Raw genomic sequence first — 14,626 nt, forward strand, 5'->3', positions numbered from 1 at the left:
GGCCGCGACAGCCCGACGACGCGCGTGCCGCGGCGGTCGGACTGCAGGAAGCCTTCGGCGACGAGCTGCTCGTAGACAGCGGCCGTCGTGTTGCGCGACACGCCGAGCGTCTCGGCCAGCGCGCGCGTGCCGGGCAGCCGCGTGCCGGCGGGCATCGCGCCGCCGAGAATCGCGTCGCGCACGCGGCGCAGCAACTGGCGCTGCAGCGAGGGCGCGCCCGGCGTGCGCGCCAGCGGCGCGTCGAGCGGCAGCAACGGAGAGTCGCCGGAAGGAAAGGCAGTCGTCATCGGAACATCGCAGCGTGAAAGTGTCGGAACACGGCGCCCGGACCGTGGCACCATAAATTTGCCGGTCTGTGGCGCTTTTCATGGTACCTCGCTGCGACTACGATCGTCTGCATGCCGGCATGTCGCCGGCCGCCAACCGACGCGAGATCGACCTTGTCCACGCTCACCAACGCCTTCCAGCAACCCATCGGCCACCCCGTTCCCGACTGGTCCGCGCGCCCGCGCCCCGAGCGCATCGCGCTCGAGGGCCGCTACTGCCGGCTCGAACCGCTCGACGCCGAGCGCCACGCGGCCGATCTGTACGCCGCCTACGCGCAGGCGCCCGACGGCAGCGACTGGACCTATCTCGCGCACGGGCCGTACGCCGACGAGTCGGGCTACCGCGACTACGCGCGCGGCGCGCAAGCGAGCGCCGATCCGCTGCACTACACGGTGATCGACGTTGCCACGGGCCGCGCGGTCGGCACGCTCGCGCTGATGCGCATCGATCCGGCCAACGGCGTGATCGAGGTCGGCTCCGTCACGTTCTCGCCGCTGCTCAAGCGCACGCCCGTGTCGACCGAAGCGCAGTACCTGCTGATGAAGTACGCGTTCGACACGCTTGGCTACCGGCGCTACGAATGGAAGTGCGACGACCTGAACGCGCCGTCGCGCAAGGCGGCCGCGCGGCTCGGCTTCCGCTACGAAGGCACGTTCCGGCAGGCGATCGTCTACAAGGGCCGCAGTCGCGACACCGCGTGGTATTCGATCGTCGACGGCGAATGGCCGGCCGTGCGCGCCGCGTTCGACGCGTGGCTCGCGCCGGAGAACTTCGACGCACACGGCGAGCAGCGCCAGTCGCTCACCGCGATCCGCCACGCGCAGGCGAACGCGCGCGACGCGGCCGCCCGCGCGAACGACGCGACGCGCGTCACGGTGCGCCCGCTCGTCGCCGCCGACGAAGCTGCGTGGCGCCCGCTGTGGCAGGGTTATCAGAAGTTCTACGACACCGCGCTGAGCGATGCCGTGTTCGCGACGACGTGGGCGCGCCTGATGGATCCCGCCGAGCCGATGTTCGCGCTCGGCGCATTCGACGCATCGGGTGCGCTGGTCGGGATCGTGCATTCGATCTACCACCGCTCGTGCTGGACCGAAGGGCCATACTGCTACCTGCAGGACCTGTACACGGCGCCCGACGCACGCGGGCAAGGCGCGGGCGGCGCGCTGATCGAGGCCGTGTACGAACGCGCCCGCGAAGCCGGCGCGAGCCGCGTGTACTGGCTCACGCATGAAACCAACACGACCGCGCGCGCGCTGTACGACAGGCTCGCGAACAATGCCGGGTTCATCCAGTACCGGCACGATCTGAAGAAGTAACGCGGCGCAGCGGCCGGCCGGCGTTCAGTCGAGAACGTCGGCCGGATCCCGCGTCGTGTCGTCCTCGGGCGCAACGTCCGCCCGCGCCGCGCCGGCCGCGCCCGACACCGATGCCGGGCAGATCATCTCGTCGCCATTCGCGGGCACGGGCCGCCGCACCGGCCGGAACACCGGCTCGCCGGGCTCGATCGGCCGCCCCGAGATCGCACAGCGGCCGGGCTGCAACGCGACGCGCAGGCGCCAGCGCTGCTCGCCGTAATGGCAACGGCCGCTCTCGACCCAGCGAATCAGCAACCCGTCGTCGCCGGCCTCCAGCACCGTGACGAACAGTTGCGGGCGCAACGGCGACACCGCGGCCGCGGCGTGCTCCCGAACCGGCGCGCGGCCGCTCGTCACGAGCGGATGCGCGACGCCGCCGCCGTGCAGTGGCATCGCATCGCGTTCGCCGAACGACGGCGCATCGCACGACAGGTCTTCTTCGCAGATCAGGCTTTCCATGGTGTTCGGCATGCTTGACGGATTGACGTGCGGGTTGAACGGCACCGGTGCCGCGCTCTGCGCCGGCCCATCGGTTCGCGCAACAGCGACAGGCCGATCGCCGCACCGGCGACGGCGGCCGCGAGCATCAGCCCGATGCCGCCCGACCAGCCGAACGCGCCGACATCACGCCGAACACGCCGACGAACGGAAACACCGACATGATCCCGCTCAGCGATGCGAGCGAGCCGCCGAACTCGTGCTGAAGCGACGGCAATGCGATCGTCGCCTTGCCGACGTGCAACGCCGACACGATGCTCGCCAGCACGACGTTCGCGACGGTGGCCCGGTAACTGCGCGCAGGCAGCGTGGCGGCGTTGGCCGCGACGGGCGATTCGGTCATCTCCACCTCCGTTGGGGCCGCCGCGCGCAACGGGATGTCTCACGCGGCCGCGATCAGACTGGCGCACATGATACAAATTGAAGTTAACTTCAAGTAAAGGGAAAGTTGCGCAACGATGCGTTTCGCCGATCGCTGTAATGGGCCGGCGCGACAGCGACGGCATCCTGATCTAAGCTGTCGGCTTCGCCCGACAACGTTGCGCACCTACGCATGCCGACCGCCTCCCCCGCTCCCGACGTCACGCTTCCGCTCGACTTGGCCTGGTCGACCTTCTCCCACCGCAGGGCCGCCGTGCGCACCTTCATCGCCGGGTACTGCGCCGCGCGCAACCGGCGCGACGCGCCGCTGCACGACAGCCCGGACGGCCAGGTCGTGCGGTTCGACGCCGGCATGGGCCGGCCTTTCGAGCATTTCATGATCGAGGGTGCGCCCGCGCGCAGCGACGGCCCGTTCGCCGTCGGCGCATGGATCACGCGCTATGGCGCCGCGCCGTTGCCGCTTGCGCTGCAAGGCAGGACGCGCCGGCTGTCGGACGAGCATTTCATGGCCGCCGATATCGGCACGCTGTCCAGCGACGACGCACTCGCGGAAGCACTCGCCTGTCACACGCCGGACGACATCGCGGCGTTCAATGCGAGCGCGTCATTCCCGCCGTTCCAGCGGAATCCGGCCGCGTTCCTGTTCGCGCACCGGTTGGACGGGCAAATCGCGGCCACCGCGCGCTACGGCTTCGCGTCGGCGCGCGATATCGTCGTCGACCGGGTCGGGACGGCGGACGCATACCGGCGCCGTGGCCTCGCCATGCAACTGCTCGCCGCGATCGTCGCGCACGCACGCCAACATGGCGCGCGGCGCGTGTGGCTCGTGTCGACCGAGGCTGGTCAGCCGCTGTATCGCGCCGCCGGATTCACGCCGCTCGCACCGGTCGCGGTGGACGAAGTCGTCGCCTGAGCGCGCTTCGCCCCACGCCAGCCATCCCCGTTCGTCTCGCGATCCGTCTCATTGCGCTGAGACGAATGTCCCGGCGTCTCATCCGGCCCGCGACTTCGCAATCGCAGCAAACTTCACGCATGACTCCCGTCATATCGCTTCCTGCAAACGTGTAGCGCAATGGTGCGTCGCAAACTTCCAACCCTCGCCGACCACCCCGCACCGCCCCGATTCATGCTGGCCCCGTTCCTGCATACCGTTCGATCGCGCAATCGCGCGACGGGCGCACCGGCAGCGACGCCTCACGCCCGACGACAACCTGACGGAGACAGCAACGTGAGTACACCGGCACCGACTACCGCCCGCAGCATGAAAGCCGCCGTCTGGCGCGGCCGCCACGACATCCGCGTCGAAGAGGTTCCCGTTCCGGAGCGCCCGCCGGCCGGCTGGGTCACGATTCGCGTGCACTGGTGCGGCATCTGCGGCTCCGACCTGCACGAATACGTCGCGGGGCCCGTGTTCATCCCGGTCGATGCGCCGCATCCGCTGACAGGACTGAAGGGCCAGTGCATCCTCGGCCACGAGTTCAGCGGCGAGATCGCCGAACTCGGCGCGGGCGTGACGGGCTTCGCGATCGGCGACCGCGTGACGGCCGACGCGTGCCAGCATTGCGGCACATGCTGGTATTGCAGGCACGGGCTGTACAACATCTGCGAAAACCTCGCGTTTACCGGGCTGATGAACAACGGCGCGTTCGCCGAATACGTGAACGTGCCGGCCGAACTGCTGTACAAGCTGCCCGACGACTTCCCGACCGAAGCCGGCGCGCTGATCGAACCGCTCGCGGTCGGGCTGCACGCGGTGAAGAAGGCCGGCAGCATCGTCGGGCAGACCGTCGTCGTGGTCGGCGCGGGCACGATCGGCCTGTGCACGATCATGTGCGCGAAGGTCGCGGGCGCCGGGCGCGTGATCGCGCTCGAAATGTCGGCAGCGCGCAAGCAGAAGGCGCTGGAGGTCGGCGCGAGCGTCGTCATCGATCCGAAGACATCCGACGCGATCGCGGAAGTCAAGGCGCTGACGGGCGGCTACGGCGCCGACGTGTCGTTCGAGTGCATCGGGCACACGGCCACCGCGAAGCTGGCGATCGACGTGATCCGCAAGGCCGGCAAGTCGGTGATGGTCGGCATCTTCGAGGAGCCGACGTCGTTCAACTTCTTCGACATCGTGTCGACCGAGAAGGAAGTGATCGGCTCGCTCGCGTACAACGGCGAATTCGCGGACGTGATCCGCTTCATCGCGGACGGCCGCATCGACGTGCAGCCGCTCATCACCGGACGCATCGCGCTCGGCGACATCGTCGCGCACGGCTTCGAGGAACTGGTCAACCACAAGGACCGGAACGTGAAGATCATCGTCCAACCCGCCGTCGCCTGACGGCGCATGCGGCCGCGGCAACGATTCGTGCCGCGGCACGCGTGCCGTTGTTCCACGCGAAAGCATCGCCACGCGCCCGGGCGACGCATCCGATTGCCGACAATTCCCCTCCAGCGCCCTGTTCCCTGCTTTCGTCATCCGAAGCGGACCTCGTGCCGCTTTCCGTTCGGATACGAAGATTAAAAGCATTCGCAATCCAAACCATTAGCCGCAATGCGCCCCCGCCGAACAAGCGCCCCGGTGTCGACAGAAACGTGGCGCGACGCGATCCTCCGCTGCACGGCGCGATCCGGCTTCCCGGATCACGCAGCCGGCCGCGGCCAATGCATGAAAAACGCGCCGGCCGCAAACGGCAGTTGCAACGCCGCAGCCCGACGCGATTCTTCGATATACTGAACCGAACCCTTTTCAGGGCAACCGCGGGCAACCACGCCCGTTGCGCGTTCGCCCCAACCTGCGTGGAATTGCGTACCGTGAAACCGCGAGCCGGCCTGATTCTCGAACTCTTCGTCAACCTGCTGCTGCCCTGGGTTGCGTACCGGGTCGCGCATCCGTATTTCGGCGAAACCGGTGCGCTGTACGCGTCGGCGGTTCCGCCGATCATCTGGTCGATCGTCGAATTCGTCCGCTCGCGCCGCGTCGACGCGGTGGCGGCCGTCGTGCTGCTCGGCATCGCGCTGTCGATCGCCGGCATGGCGCTCGGCGGCAGCCCGCGCACGCTGCTGATGCGCGAATCGCTCGCGTCGGGCACGATCGGCATCGTGTTCCTGCTGTCCCTGTTCCGCGAACGTCCGCTGATCTTCTATCTCGCCCGCGCCACCGTCGCGCGGGAAATGGCCGGCGGCGCCGCGCACTTCGAATCGGTCTGGGCCGCACAGCCGGGGCTGCGGCAGATGCTCCGCCGGATGACCTTCGTATGGGGCGCCTTCATGACGCTGGAGATGCTGCTGCGCTGCTGGATGGTCGTGACCTGGCCCGTCGAGCGCGTGCTGGTCGTGTCGCCGATCATGGGCTACACCGTGTTCGGCTGCCTGCTGATGTGGACGTTCTGGTACCGGCGGCGGATGCGCGTGCGCAACAGCGTCGACATCCCGACCCGCGACGGCGTCACCGAGGTCGCCGGCCGCTGACGGCCGACCGGCCGGCGCCGGCCCGGCGGCAAGTCGCCGCGCCTGCTGTATGATGCGCGGCGTCTTGTCCGACCTATGCGTTTCCTGTCATGTCCCTTTCGCTCCTTCCGTGCGCCACGATCTGGCTCGCCCTGTTCGCGGCCGCCGCACTCGTGTGGCATCGCCCGCAGCACGGCCTGAGCCTCATTCTGGCCGTGCTCGGCTATGCCGACGCGCTGGCGTTCGGCAAGCTCGAGCCGATCGCGCTGGCGCCGCTCGCGCTGCTGGCCGCGGCCGCGTGGGGCGTGTCGCCCGCGCGCCCGCTCGCGGTGCGGATCGCCGCGCATGCGGTGTTTGCCGCGCTCGCGATCGCGCTGAGCCTGCACCTGATCCCCGGTTTCCACAATCCGCTCGTGATCGCCCCGACGCGCTTCACGCCGGACGCCGTGCCGTTCACGATGTACCTGAATCTCGACAAGCCGCTGGTCGGCCTGTGGCTGCTGTGGGTGCTGCCGTGGGTCGCACCCGACGTCGCGCTGTCGCGAGCGCTGCGCACGGGCGCGGTGGCGGCCGTCGCGACGGCGGCCGCATGCCTGGCCGGCGCGCTCGCGTTCGGGATGGTCGGCTGGGCGCCCAAATGGCCGGCATCGGGCTGGCTGTGGCTCGTGAACAACCTGCTGCTCGTGACGCTCGCCGAAGAAGCGCTGTTCCGCGGCTACGTGCAAGGCGGGCTGACGCGCGCGCTCCGCGCGTTCGCATGGGGCCCGTGGGCCGCGCTCGCGATCGGCGCGGTGCTGTTCGGCGCCGCGCACGCGGCCGGCGGCTGGCAATGGATCGTGCTCGGCACGGCGGCCGGCGTCGGCTACGGCCTCGCGTGGCGGCGCGGCGGACTGCTCGCCTCCGCGCTCGCGCATGCGGGGCTGAACATCGTCCATTTCGGCCTGTTCACCTACCCGATGCTCGACGCCGCGCGCTGATCCCGGCGCGCGGCGAGATAACGCGCTCAGTTGAACCCGGCGATCGCATGCGGCACGTACGGGCCTTCGAGCGTGGCGATCTCGTCGTCGGTCAGTTTCAACTCGAGCGCGCCGAGCGCATCGTCCAGTTGCTGCGGCTTCGAGATGCCGACGATCGGCGCGGTGACGCCGCGCTTTTGCGCGACCCATGCGAGCGCGACCTGCGCGCGCGGCACGTTGCGCGCGGCGGCGATCGCCGCGACGGCGTCGACGACCGCCTTGTCCGCATCGGCCGTCGCGTCGTACAGCCGCTGGCCGACCTCGTCCTTCTGCTGCCGGTCCGACGATTCGTCCCAGTTGCGCGTCAGCCGGCCGCGTGCGAGCGGGCTCCACGGAATCACCGCGATGCCCTCGGCTTCGCACAGCGGCAGCATTTCCCGCTCTTCCTCGCGATACAGCAGGTTCAGGTGGTTCTGCATGCTGACGAAGCGGGTCCAGCCGTTCTGCTTCGACGTGTACAGCGCCTTCGCGAACTGCCACGCGAACATCGACGATGCGCCGATATAGCGCGCCTTGCCGGCCTTCACGACGTCGTGCAGCGCCTCGAGCGTCTCCTCGATCGGCGTGCCGTCATCCCAGCGATGAATCTGGTAGAGGTCGACGTAATCGGTGCCGAGCCGCTTCAGGCTCTGGTCGATGTCGGTCATGATCGCCTTGCGCGACAGGCCCGCGCCGTTCGGCCCCGGCCGCATCCGGTAGAACACCTTGGTCGCGATCACGATGTCGTCGCGCTTCGTGAAATCGCGCAGCGCGCGGCCGACGATCTCCTCCGACGTGCCGTCCGAATACATGTTCGCGGTATCGAAGAAGTTGATGCCGGCTTCGACCGCCCGCTGGATGATCGGGCGGCTTTCCGCTTCCGGCAGCGTCCACGGATGCGTGCCGCGCGACGGCTCGCCGAACGTCATGCAGCCCAGCACCAGTTTCGATACTTCCAGCCCGGTCGACCCGAATTTCACGTATTCCATCGCACGCCTCGTCATTGAAGTTGAGCTTGCGGCCGGATGCGCGCCGCCGTTCGGCGCGCAGGGCGCGAACGGTGCGCCGCGCATCCGCCAGACGTGGCATGTTATCCCGCGCCGCGCAAACGCGTATGACGCGCACGCGGGCACACCGTGCGCCCGGGCGCAATGCGGGAAAGGACGGGCGGGTTACTTGACCTGGTCGGCGATCGGCTGCAGGAACGCGGAGAAGCCGGTCAACATGATCTGCACGCCGATGCACAGCAGCAGGAACGCCGACACGCGCATCGCGACCTTGGTGCCTTCGGTGCCGAGGTAGCGCGACAGCAGCGCGGCGCGGCTGTAGGTTTGCCAGATCACCACGGCGACGAGCACGGACACGGCAATCGATACGATGCTCGACAGCATGAACTCGGACAGCTTGTGCGTGCGGTTCGCGTTCAGCGCGATCGCGGTCGAGATCGAGCCGGGACCGACCGTCAGCGGCACGGTCAGCGGGAAGAATGCGCGCGTCATGATCGCGTTCGCATCGATCGGCTTGACCGGCATGTCGCCGCCGCCCGGCACGTCGGGCTCGTTCAGCATCTGCCAGCCCGCCACGGCGACCGCCAGGCCGCCGCCGATCCGCAGCGCCTCCATCGAGATCCCGAAGAAATGCAGCACGGGCGTGCCGGCGAAGAACGCGACCATCAGCACGATGAACGCGTTGAACGCCACCTTCCTCGCGAGCAGGTCGCGCTCGTGCTCGGTGAGCGCCTCGGTCCGCTCGAGAAACAGGAACGCGATGCCGATCGGATTGATGATGCCGATCAGGCCGGTGAAGCCGAACAGGATCTCGGAGATAAGGCGGTTGACGATCATCGGGCGAGGAATCGGTCGGGGCTGGGCCGGCAGCGTGCCGGGGGTCACGCATTGTAGAGCAAGCGCCCGCGCCCGAGACGCAAAATGCGGCCGGGCGCGCTTAGCCGCCGATCGTCGCGGTTTTTCCTTACTCGGCGCCCGCTTCCCACGCCGGCGGCCGCTTCGCGAAGAACGCGGCGAAACCCTCCTTCGCCTCCGGCGTCGCCCGCACGCGGGAGATCGTCTGCGCGGTGAACGCCGCGCGCTCCGCCGACGGCGGATACTCGCCGATCGCGTCGAAGAAGCGCTTGATTTCCATCAGCGCGTTCGGGCCGTTGCGAGCGAGTTCGGCGAGCGTCCGTTCGAGCGCTTCGTCAAGCGCATCGAGCGGCACGGCCTGGTGGATCAGGCCGATCGCGACGGCTTCGCCGGCGGCGAGCTGCGTCGCGGTCAGCGCGAGCCGGCGTGCCTGGCGCTGGCCGACCGCCTCGACCAGATACGGGCCGATCACGGCCGGCAGGATTCCGAAACGCGCCTCGCTCACCGAAAAGCGCGCATGGTCGCTCGCGATCACGATGTCGCAGGCCGCGCACAGGCCCACGCCGCCGCCGAACGCGTGCCCCTGCACGCGTGCCACCGTCGGCTTCGGGCATTGCCGGATCGCGCGCATCATCGCCGCGAACCGCTGCGCGTCGCGCAGGTTCGCTGCCGCATCGTTCGCGCTTGCGCGCTGCATCCATTGCAGGTCGGCGCCCGCACAGAATGCGCGGCCGTCCGAGCGCAGCACGATCGCGCGCACGTCGTCACGCCGGCCGAGCGCCGTGAATGCGTCGGTCAGCTCGGCGATCATCGTCTCGTCGAATGCGTTGAGCACGTCGCCGCGCTGCAGCGCCACGGTCGCAATGCCGCGCGCATCGACCGCGACGGCCAGGGTCTTCAATCCATCCATCGAACAGGTTTCCTCGGGTAGAACGGCAAACATCGGAATCAGGCGGCTAGGGCCTTCACGCTAATAACGGGCTTGCGAACGTGGGGGGGGGGGCGCGCGGGGCGGCCGGCCCCGCGCCCCCGGGGCGCCGCCCCCCCCCTCCCCCCCCCCCGCGCGCGGCGGGGCCCCCCACAAAACACCCCCCCCCCCCCCCACACCGCGGCCCCCCAACCCCACGTTCCCCTGTTTGGAAAAAATCATTCGTGGGGCTGGCCCGTTATTAGCGTGAACAGGCCCTAGCGGCGGTCGATCACGCGCCGGGCCTTGCCGGTCGCGGTCGCGGGAATGCCGCCCGCTGCGAGCACCGTCACGCCGGACGACACGCCGACCATCGTCTTGATCCGGTGCTGCAGCTCGCGCGCGAGCGCCGCGCGATCGCTTTCCGTAACGGACGCCGCAGCCTCGGAGCGCAGTTCGACCGCGAGGTCGAGCCGGTCCATGTGGCCGTCGCGCGACAGCGTGATCTGGAACTGGCCCGACAGCGCCGGCAGCGCGACGACGATCTCCTCGATCTGGCTCGGGAACACGTTCACGCCGCGCACGATCAGCATGTCGTCGGAACGGCCGGTGATTTTCGCGAGGCGGCGCATCGCGCGCGCGGTCGGCGGCAGCAGCGCGGTGAGATCGCGCGTGCGGTAGCGGATCACCGGCATCGCTTCCTTCGTCAGCGACGTGAACACGAGCTCGCCGTGGCTGCCGTCGGGCAGCACTTCGCCCGTGACGGGATCGATGATCTCCGGGTAGAAGTGGTCTTCCCAGATCACCGGGCCGTCCTTCGACTCGACGCATTCGCACGCGACGCCCGGGCCCATCACTTCCGACAGCCCATAGATGTCGAGCGCGTCGATGCCCACGCGCGTCTCCACTTCCTCGCGCAACGCCTGCGTCCACGGCTCGGCGCCGAAGATGCCGATCTCCAGCGACGACTCGGCCGGGTCCATCCCCTGCCGCACCATCTCGTCGATCAGGTTCAGCATGTACGACGGCGTGACGAGGATGATCTTCGGCTCGAAATCGCGGATCAGTTGCACCTGCTTCTCGGTCTGCCCGCCCGACATCGGCACGACCATGCAGCCGAGCCGCTCCGCGCCGTAATGAATCCCGAGGCCGCCCGTGAAGAGGCCATAGCCGAACGCGTTGTGCAGCGTGTCGCCCGGGCGGCCGCCGGCCGCGCGGATCGAACGCGCGGTCACGTTCGCCCACGTGTCGATGTCGCGCGCCGTGTAGCCGACCACGGTCGGCTTGCCCGTCGTGCCGCTCGACGCATGCACGCGCACGACCTGCTCGCGCGGCACCGCAAAGAGCCCGAACGGATAGTTGTCGCGCAGGTCGTTCTTCGTCGAGAACGGGAATTTCGCGAGATCGGCGAGCGTCTTCAGGTCGTCCGGATGCACGCCCGCCGCATCGAACGTGCGCCGATAGTGCGGGACGTTGTCGTATGCGTGGCGCAGCGACCATTTGAGGCGTTCGAGCTGCAGTGCCTGCAGTTCGTCGCGGCTGGCGGTCTCGATCGGCTCGAGGGCGGCGGCGAAATGCGTCGGGTGAGTCATCGGGGTGCTCCTCCAATGGCGTGATGTCGTTATCGTGTTCGGGGTAATCGGGATGACCGGGGCCGGCGGCTACGACCGGAACGTGCGGCCGGCTGCATGCAGCGCGGCAATGCGCGGCGACACGCGATAGCGGTCCTCGCCGTAGCTCGCCGCGAGGTTCGACAGCACGCGAAACACGCGGCCGATGCCGATCGCATCGGCCCACGCGAGCGGGCCGCACGGGTAGTTCACGCCCTTCTCCATCGCGAGATCGAGATCGGCGGGCGAACACACGCCCTGGTTCACCGTATCGGCCGCCTCGTTCGCGAGCATCGCGACGGTGCGCATCGCGACCATCCCCGGCACGTCGGCCACGCCGACGACGCGAAAACCCGCCTGCTGGAACAGGCCGACCGCGTCCGCATAGGCGGCATCGCTGCACTGGAGCGCACGCGTCAGCGCGACGAGCCCGGCCTGCGCGTAATCGCGCGCGAGGTCGACGAGCACGAGATCGGCCACGCCCGTTTGCGCGGCGCGCGCGGTCGCCGTGCGGCCGTCGGTCAGCGCGATCGATGCGCGGCCGGCCGTCGCGAGCAGGTCGTCCGGATGCGCGCCGGCCTGCCGGGCGAGCGCAATGCGTTCGACGAAGCGTGCGTGCAGCGCGGCGGCCGGGCCGTCCTGCGCGTACAGCGCGACATCCGCCGGCGCATCGCGCGGCGGTTCGAGATCGGGCGCGGGCAGCGTCGCGCCGTCCGCATATGAATAGAAGCCGCGCCCCGACTTGCGCCCGAGGAAGCCTGCGTTCACGAGTTCCTGCTGGATCAGCGACGGCGTGTAGCGCGGGTCGTTGAAATATGCGCGGAACACCGATTCGGTCACCGCGAAGTTCACGTCCTGGCCGATCAGGTCCATCAGCTCGAACGGCCCCATCCGGAAGCCGCCTGCTTCGCGCATCACCGCGTCGATCGATGCCGGCGCGCCGCCCTGCTCGTTCAGTACGCGCAACGCCTCCGCGTAATACGGCCGCGCGACGCGGTTCACGATGAAGCCCGGCGTCGATTTCGCCATCACGGGTTGTTTGCCCCACGCGGCCGCGGTCGCATACAGGACCCGCGCAACGTCGGGCGCGGTCGCAAGCCCGCTGACCACCTCGACGAGCGCCATCAGCGGCGCCGGGTTGAAAAAATGCAGGCCGGCGACGCGCTGCGGCACGCGCAGCCCGGCCGCGATCGACGTGATCGAGATCGACGACGTGTTGGTCGCCAGCAGGCACGCGTCGTCGACATGGCGTTCGAGCGTCACGAAAATGTCGCGCTTCACATCGAGCCGTTCGGCCGCCGCCTCGACGATCAGCGCGGCGCCCGCCAGATCGGCCAGCGCGCGCACCGCGCGGATCCGGTTGCCGGCCGCGTCGGCCTGCGCCGGTTCGAGCCGGCCCTTCTCCGCGAGCCGTGCGAACTGCGCGCGGATGCCGGCCAGCGCCTTGTCGCAGGCCGCTTCGTTCAGGTCGTACAGCAGCACCGGATGGCCGGCCGCCGCCGCGACCTGCGCAATACCCGCGCCCATCGCGCCGGCGCCGATCACGCCGACGATGGCCGACGGCGCCAGCGCGCCCGAGTTCACCGAATGTGCAGAGGAAACAGCCATCGCTTGCGATCCGTCATGAAGTGGAAGTGCGAGCGATTATAAACCGACCGGTCGGTAGATTTATGTCAGGGCGAGCCCGAATTTGTCGTGCAAGAGACCGTTACGGAAACTGCAAAGACAAAAAATTGAAGAATTGGGGCACTTTTTGCAAACCGAAAGGTCAATGAAAGTGTTCGAATATGAGATTGCGGCCCCCAAACGCCTGATAAAATTCGACAACTCGACGGATTTCAGGGGGAAACCGCGTGTCACGCCGCCACCGATGTCCATCGTCCGCCCCCCTTCCGGGGCCGGAACCGAGCCTCCGTCCGGCGTGTCTTCACGATTGTTCGCCCTGCCATCGGCGGCCAGCCGCATCGAACCGTTTCATCCAGCGACGGGCTTCGGCCCGCCCGCGCCCCTCGCCGCGTCACCGCGGCGAACTCAAGGCAGCGTCCTGGCGCGCGGCCACCCTTCGGTTTCATCATCCTCGTTCGGCGGATAGTACGGCCGGGCTTCGTCACCCCGTGACGGCGCGTCGCGCGCCGCCACTCGCATAAGGAAACCCTCCATGCCGCTCTCGTCCAACCAGCTCCCGCGCTGGACCCTCTGGGCCCCAATTGCCGCATGGCTGGTGCTCGCGCTGTCGCGCGCCGTGCCGGCCGAAGGCCTCGTCATCGCGCTGTTCGCCGCCGCACTGGCCGGCGCCGTGTTCGCCGCCGTCCACCATGCGGAAGTCGTCGCGCACCGCGTCGGCGAACCGTTCGGCACGCTCGTGCTCGCGGTTGCCGTGACCGTCATCGAAGTCGCGCTGATCGTGTCGGTGATGCTCGGCGCGGGCCCGGAGAAATCGGGCCTCGCGCGCGACACCGTGTTCGCGGCCGTGATGATCATCTGCAACGGCATCGTCGGCATCTGCCTGCTGGTCGGTGCGTGGAAGCACGGCGAACAGGACTTCCAGGGACGCGGCGCGAGCAAGGCGCTCGCGGTGCTGGCTTCGCTGTCGGTGCTGTCGCTCGTGATGCCGAATTACCTGAACGCCGCACCGGGCCCGTTCTTTTCGAAATCGCAGCTCGCGTTCGCCGGCGTGTCGTCGCTCGTGCTGTACGGCGCATTCGTGTTCGTGCAAACCGTGCGTCACCGCGACTACTTCCTCACCGAGCACGACAGCGCGAACGAAACGGTGCACGCGGCGCCGCCGAGCAGCCGCACCGCGCTGATCAGCCTGCTGCTGCTGTTCGCGAGCCTCGTCGCGGTCGTGCTGCTCGCGAAGCTGCTGTCGCCGGCCGTCGAGCACGCCGTGCTGAAGCTCGGCGCGCCCGAAGCCGCGGTCGGCATCGTGATCGCCGCGCTCGTGCTGCTGCCGGAAGGGCTCGCGGCCGTCACCGCCGCGCGCGCGAACCGCCTGCAGACCAGCATGAACCTCGCGCTCGGCTCGGCGCTCGCGAGCATCGGGTTGACGATCCCGACCGTCGCGGCCGTGTTCATCTGGGTCGGCCAGCCGCTCACGCTCGGCATCGGCGCGATGGAAACCGTGCTGCTGGCGCTCACCTTGCTGGTCAGCACGCTGACGCTCAGCCAGGGGCGCACGACGGTGCTGCACGGCGTCGTGCACCTGTCGCTGTTCGCCGCGTACCTGTTCCTGTCGATCACTCACTGATCGCCAATA

At 68.9% G+C, this 14,626-nt stretch carries 13 protein-coding genes and 1 pseudogene; 6 read left to right on the top strand and 8 right to left on the bottom strand.

All coding sequences use genetic code 11. From position 1 onward, the window contains the following. Positions 1–287: GntR family transcriptional regulator (locus ACPUER_RS27000; protein ID WP_425132584.1), on the bottom strand; the 287-nt coding region annotated here is incomplete at its 3' end. Between the two features lie 153 nt (positions 288–440). Between ACPUER_RS27000 and ACPUER_RS27005 the strand changes: the two genes are divergently transcribed. Further along, positions 441–1,643 carry a GNAT family N-acetyltransferase gene (locus ACPUER_RS27005; RefSeq protein WP_425132585.1) on the top strand — a complete coding sequence of 401 codons (1,203 nt, stop codon included), beginning with the start codon at positions 441–443 and terminating at the stop codon, positions 1,641–1,643. Positions 1,644–1,667: 24 nt separating this feature from the next. Here the strand turns inward: ACPUER_RS27005 and ACPUER_RS27010 are convergent, their stop codons facing one another. Both ACPUER_RS27010 and ACPUER_RS27015 read right to left on the bottom strand, forming a co-directional pair. Further along, the gene (locus tag ACPUER_RS27010; RefSeq protein ID WP_175959231.1) at positions 1,668–2,153 is read right to left on the bottom strand and encodes a DUF3331 domain-containing protein; all 486 of its coding nucleotides are present in this window, start codon (positions 2,151–2,153) and stop codon (positions 1,668–1,670) included. 145 nt (positions 2,154–2,298) lie between these two features. Next, positions 2,299–2,523, bottom strand: a pseudogene (locus ACPUER_RS27015) (MFS transporter); the annotation flags it as partial. Positions 2,524–2,733: 210 nt separating this feature from the next. Between ACPUER_RS27015 and ACPUER_RS27020 the strand changes: the two are divergent. The 4 genes from ACPUER_RS27020 (at position 2,734) to ACPUER_RS27035 (ending at position 6,973) form a co-directional block, all read left to right on the top strand. Further along, entirely contained in the window at positions 2,734–3,474 is a 741-nt protein-coding gene (locus ACPUER_RS27020) for a GNAT family N-acetyltransferase (RefSeq protein WP_425132586.1), read from the top strand. A 348-nt stretch (positions 3,475–3,822) separates the two neighbouring features. Further along, positions 3,823–4,887: a 2,3-butanediol dehydrogenase gene (locus ACPUER_RS27025; protein ID WP_425132602.1), complete on the top strand. Its 1,065-nt coding sequence runs from the start codon at positions 3,823–3,825 to the stop codon at positions 4,885–4,887. 473 nt (positions 4,888–5,360) lie between these two features. Continuing rightward, positions 5,361–6,017, top strand: coding sequence for a VC0807 family protein (locus tag ACPUER_RS27030; protein ID WP_425132587.1), 657 nt, complete (start codon positions 5,361–5,363; stop codon positions 6,015–6,017). Between the two features lie 89 nt (positions 6,018–6,106). Continuing rightward, positions 6,107–6,973: a lysostaphin resistance A-like protein gene (locus ACPUER_RS27035; protein ID WP_425132588.1), complete on the top strand. Its 867-nt coding sequence runs from the start codon at positions 6,107–6,109 to the stop codon at positions 6,971–6,973. Positions 6,974–6,999: 26 nt separating this feature from the next. Here ACPUER_RS27035 and ACPUER_RS27040 read toward each other — a convergent pair whose 3' ends face one another. The 5 genes from ACPUER_RS27040 to ACPUER_RS27060 all read right to left on the bottom strand — a co-directional run bounded on the left by ACPUER_RS27040 (position 7,000) and on the right by ACPUER_RS27060 (position 12,978). Then, positions 7,000–7,980, bottom strand: a complete 981-nt coding sequence (locus ACPUER_RS27040) for an aldo/keto reductase (protein WP_425132589.1) — start codon at positions 7,978–7,980, stop codon at positions 7,000–7,002. Positions 7,981–8,163: 183 nt separating this feature from the next. Continuing rightward, positions 8,164–8,835 (bottom strand): MarC family protein, encoded by a 672-nt coding sequence (locus ACPUER_RS27045; protein WP_425132590.1) that lies wholly within the window; start codon positions 8,833–8,835, stop codon positions 8,164–8,166. A 127-nt stretch (positions 8,836–8,962) separates the two neighbouring features. Beyond that, positions 8,963–9,763, bottom strand: coding sequence for an enoyl-CoA hydratase-related protein (locus ACPUER_RS27050; protein ID WP_425132591.1), 801 nt, complete (start codon positions 9,761–9,763; stop codon positions 8,963–8,965). A 275-nt stretch (positions 9,764–10,038) separates the two neighbouring features. Continuing rightward, positions 10,039–11,352 carry a phenylacetate--CoA ligase PaaK gene (paaK, locus tag ACPUER_RS27055; RefSeq protein WP_425132592.1) on the bottom strand — a complete coding sequence of 438 codons (1,314 nt, stop codon included), beginning with the start codon at positions 11,350–11,352 and terminating at the stop codon, positions 10,039–10,041. 69 nt (positions 11,353–11,421) lie between these two features. Then, positions 11,422–12,978: a 3-hydroxyacyl-CoA dehydrogenase gene (locus ACPUER_RS27060; RefSeq protein WP_425132593.1), complete on the bottom strand. Its 1,557-nt coding sequence runs from the start codon at positions 12,976–12,978 to the stop codon at positions 11,422–11,424. A 550-nt stretch (positions 12,979–13,528) separates the two neighbouring features. Here ACPUER_RS27060 and ACPUER_RS27065 point away from each other — a divergent pair. Further along, positions 13,529–14,617, top strand: coding sequence for a calcium:proton antiporter (locus ACPUER_RS27065; RefSeq protein ID WP_425132594.1), 1,089 nt, complete (start codon positions 13,529–13,531; stop codon positions 14,615–14,617). Positions 14,618–14,626 lie beyond the last annotated feature (9 nt).

This window comes from Burkholderia sp. DN3021, assembly GCF_049805555.1.
GTDB lineage: Bacteria > Pseudomonadota > Gammaproteobacteria > Burkholderiales > Burkholderiaceae > Burkholderia > Burkholderia pyrrocinia_C.

Excerpts from the sequence above, each read along its gene's own strand:
- ACPUER_RS27065 (WP_425132594.1), top strand. The coding sequence starts at position 13,529 with ATGCCGCTCTCGTCCAACCAGCTCCCGCGCTGGACCCTCTGGGCCCCA.
- ACPUER_RS27040 (WP_425132589.1), bottom strand. The coding sequence starts at position 7,980 with ATGGAATACGTGAAATTCGGGTCGACCGGGCTGGAAGTATCGAAACTG.
- ACPUER_RS27045 (WP_425132590.1), bottom strand. The coding sequence starts at position 8,835 with ATGATCGTCAACCGCCTTATCTCCGAGATCCTGTTCGGCTTCACCGGC.
- ACPUER_RS27060 (WP_425132593.1), bottom strand. The coding sequence starts at position 12,978 with ATGGCTGTTTCCTCTGCACATTCGGTGAACTCGGGCGCGCTGGCGCCG.
- ACPUER_RS27050 (WP_425132591.1), bottom strand. The coding sequence starts at position 9,763 with ATGGATGGATTGAAGACCCTGGCCGTCGCGGTCGATGCGCGCGGCATT.
- ACPUER_RS27010 (WP_175959231.1), bottom strand. The coding sequence starts at position 2,153 with ATGCCGAACACCATGGAAAGCCTGATCTGCGAAGAAGACCTGTCGTGC.
- ACPUER_RS27025 (WP_425132602.1), top strand. The coding sequence starts at position 3,823 with ATGAAAGCCGCCGTCTGGCGCGGCCGCCACGACATCCGCGTCGAAGAG.
- paaK (WP_425132592.1), bottom strand. The coding sequence starts at position 11,352 with ATGACTCACCCGACGCATTTCGCCGCCGCCCTCGAGCCGATCGAGACC.
- ACPUER_RS27020 (WP_425132586.1), top strand. The coding sequence starts at position 2,734 with ATGCCGACCGCCTCCCCCGCTCCCGACGTCACGCTTCCGCTCGACTTG.
- ACPUER_RS27035 (WP_425132588.1), top strand. The coding sequence starts at position 6,107 with ATGTCCCTTTCGCTCCTTCCGTGCGCCACGATCTGGCTCGCCCTGTTC.